The following is a 3,114-nucleotide window of genomic DNA, read 5'->3' as shown; positions in this document are numbered from 1 at the left end:
CCGCCTCGCTATCTCCGATACGACCCTTCCGCTAAACCCCAACCTCGTCACGGTGATCGGTGGCAAAGGAGCCGGGAAAACAGCACTCCTTGATCTCATCGCGAACTGCTACCAGAACCGGCATACCACTGACAACGACGAAGAAATCGACGTCAACTCGTTCATCCAACGGATCCAGGGCGAGCACCCAGAAGTCACAACAGAGATGGAGTTCCGGGGGAGGGATATCGACCCGTTCGAGAAGTCGGTACTCGACGACGCACTCATCGCACATTCCGACATCGAATACCTCCCCCAGGGTAAAATCTCCGAGTACTGCCGCGATGAGGACCGGATGCACGATCAGGTACTGGACCTCATCCAGCAGTCCGTCCGCAGCACCGACTCCGAACTTATGGAACGGTTCGAAGCCAAACAGGACCGTATCCAGACACTCGAAAACGAACTGGAGGAACTGACCAACCGGATCCACGAGTACGATCCGGAAACGATCGAAAGACGGATCAGCGATGCAGAATCTGACCTGCAAACCGCCAAAGGGAAGCTCGAGGACAAAAAGAAAGAAATCGAGGAATTCCGGGAAGAACATGGGGACGCCCTCCAGGATAGCACCTCTGCAGAGCTCCAGGAGGAACTTGACGGATTGAACGACCGTATCCAGACGCTGAAGGAGATCAAAGACCGGCTCTCCGACCAGATCGAACGGCTTGACGAGATCGAAGAGTTCAACAGCGAACTCACCGCAATCCAGTCCCTCACCGAAGAGATCTCCATCGACATCACGATCGAGCCGATCGATGTCGAAGGCACGCTCGATACCCTTCAACAGTACGACCAGATCGTCAGCGACCGCCTATCGGAGTTGCGTGAAGACAGGAAAGACGTCCGTGACGAATTGGGGGATCTGGAGGATATTGACCAGGAACTCTCCGACTTACTGACCGAAAAACGGGAGCGGAAAAACGAGTTGGAGGAGAAAGAACAGGCGTTAGCATCCTTGGAGGAGATGCAGGCCACTATCGACGATCTGACTGAGCACCGCCGATCCACGTTCATTGACTACGTGAGGGCCTACCACGACCTGAAGAGCCTGTACTCGCTGGTGATCTCCGAGTTCGCCAACGACCAGTCTACAATCCTGGAAGACGTCCGGTTCGACGCCGACGTGGAAGTTGCAGACGGACTGCAGTCGAAGCTATACGATCTGCTTGACGGTCGCAGCGTCAACATCTCAGAACTCTCACCCGTGATTCGGGCCGCTGAACAGACGATGACCGATACGGAACAGTTGGAACATTACGCCAGGACATATCTGGACGCGGCACTCGAATTCCGAGATCAACTGCTTGAGAACGCATCCACAGCAGAGTTCGAGCAACGCGTCTTCGTTGACAACTTCAAACTGTCCGAACAGATTCTGCTGGATGAAACCCGGATGGAGGATCTCTCGCTGGGTCAGAAAGGCACAGTCCTGCTCNCTTCGTTGACAACTTCAAACTGTCCGAACAGATTCTGCTGGATGAAACCCGGATGGAGGATCTCTCGCTGGGTCAGAAAGGCACAGTCCTGCTCAAGATACTGCTCGCTCAGGACGAGAAACCGCTGATCATCGACCAGCCCGAAGAAAACCTCGATAACCGGTTCATCTACAAAACGCTCAAAGATGCGTTTAAGGAAGCCAAAAAGAAGCGTCAGGTCATCATCGCCACCCACAACGCTAATCTCGTGGTAAACACCGACGCCGAACAGGTGGTCGTTGCCAACTACGAAGAGAACGAGATCTCATTCACCGCCGGACCGCTTGAAGACAGTGAAATCCGCGAAGAAGTAACGACAATACTGGAAGGTGGAGAGCAGGCCTTCATCCAACGCGAAGAAAAGTACGGACTCGCAGAGTAACTCATCCGCTCACTCTCCACTACCAGACGCCTCATCCAGCAACTCTTCCACTTCAATAGCGACACGATCCCATTTCCGGGCCGTGACCGCTTTTTCCCGCGTCGCGTCATCCAGCGGGACGTCCTCGAACTCCGTCTTGGCTTCCGCCTCGGCGGCATCTGTCCGCTGGACCGCCTCATAGAGGGTGTCGGCGTGCTGGTCGACGAAGGCGGCGAAGAACTTGCCGAACGGGGTCAGTGCGTAGTGCTGGTCGGTGTCTTGCGGCCGGTACACCAGGTCGGCCTCGATCAGGGTGTTGACGTGCTTCTGGACGGCGCTCCTTGAGTAGTCGAACTCGGCACCGACCTCCGTCAACGGCCGGTCCGCATCCCCGGCCAGCGACTCGAGGATCGCCACCCGCACGGGATGGGCCACGCCCTGGAACAGTTCCGCAACCGCCTGCCAGCGTTCTATCGCCGGCCCAGCAGCATCGTCGGCTCCGTCCATACCTGCAGGGTTACTGGGCCAACTGGTTAAAGATAGTGAACGGTGCGGGCGTCGGCTCTGGTGCAGTACACCGCGACGGTCACCCTCTGACCCGTGGCGATCCCGGAGCCCCGTCCCGAGTCCACAGGATCCTGCCGGACAGCCATACCCGTGCTGGATAACCACAACTGTGCGGTGGACTGCACCAAAGAGTTTATCGTCGTGGGCCACGTTACACTATCACATGGGTAAGGACCACAGCACCGACGATGACCTGCCGACGCCGCAGCACGATCGCGGGAAGACGGAGACGAAACCGGCGCGGAACCGGAAGCGACCGCAGGCCCAGGAGTCGGGGAAACGCCACGCAGATACGAAGCCCAAGCAGCGGAGCGATGCCGCGAAGACGGTGCAGGTGAAGGGGCAGCGCATCCGGATCAGCCGGGAGACCACGGTCCGCGAGATCAAGGAGCTGGTCGATGTCAGCGACGACAACCTCGCGTTCCTGCGGACCGGTGACGAACTGAAGGCGTTGAACGACGACGACCAGCCGTACGAGCACGTGGACGACGAGGACCGGCTCACGTTCCGGTCGGGCGCGAAGAAGAACCCGTTCGGCGCACCGCGGCACTGACTCCCACAACCGGGTCCGAACGTTCGGACCCGTGGCAAGTCCCCCTCCTCCCAAGACCCATGGACCGGCACCGCCTCATAGTGTCTAGGGAAGTGCTTTACCTGTAGAGACGCTGG

General features: G+C 58.0%; 2 protein-coding genes and 1 pseudogene. 2 read left to right on the top strand and 1 reads right to left on the bottom strand.

The window, feature by feature from the left end; all coding sequences use genetic code 11:
- Nucleotides 1–1,524 precede the first annotated feature (1,524 nt).
- Nucleotides 1,525–1,899, top strand: a pseudogene (locus C446_RS08520) (AAA family ATPase); the annotation flags it as partial.
- Nucleotides 1,900–1,908: 9 nt separating this feature from the next.
- Here C446_RS08520 and C446_RS08515 read toward each other — a convergent pair.
- Entirely contained in the window at nucleotides 1,909–2,385 is a 477-nt protein-coding gene (locus C446_RS08515) for an ArsR/SmtB family transcription factor (RefSeq protein ID WP_006672680.1), read from the bottom strand.
- A 223-nt stretch (nucleotides 2,386–2,608) separates the two neighbouring features.
- On the opposite strand from C446_RS08515, the gene C446_RS08510 reads away from it, so the two are divergent.
- On the top strand, nucleotides 2,609–2,998 hold the full coding sequence (locus tag C446_RS08510; protein ID WP_006672679.1) for a hypothetical protein: 390 nt from the start codon (nucleotides 2,609–2,611) through the stop codon (nucleotides 2,996–2,998).
- The last annotated feature ends 116 nt before the right edge of the window (nucleotides 2,999–3,114 follow it).

This window comes from Halobiforma nitratireducens JCM 10879 (assembly GCF_000337895.1).
Classification (GTDB): domain Archaea; phylum Halobacteriota; class Halobacteria; order Halobacteriales; family Natrialbaceae; genus Natronobacterium; species Natronobacterium nitratireducens.
This window is presented reverse-complemented; position numbering and strand designations above follow the sequence as displayed.

Coding starts and splice junctions, on each gene's coding strand:
- C446_RS08515 (WP_006672680.1), bottom strand. CDS start 2,385: ATGGACGGAGCCGACGATGCTGCTGGGCCGGCGATAGAACGCTGGCAG.
- C446_RS08510 (WP_006672679.1), top strand. CDS start 2,609: ATGGGTAAGGACCACAGCACCGACGATGACCTGCCGACGCCGCAGCAC.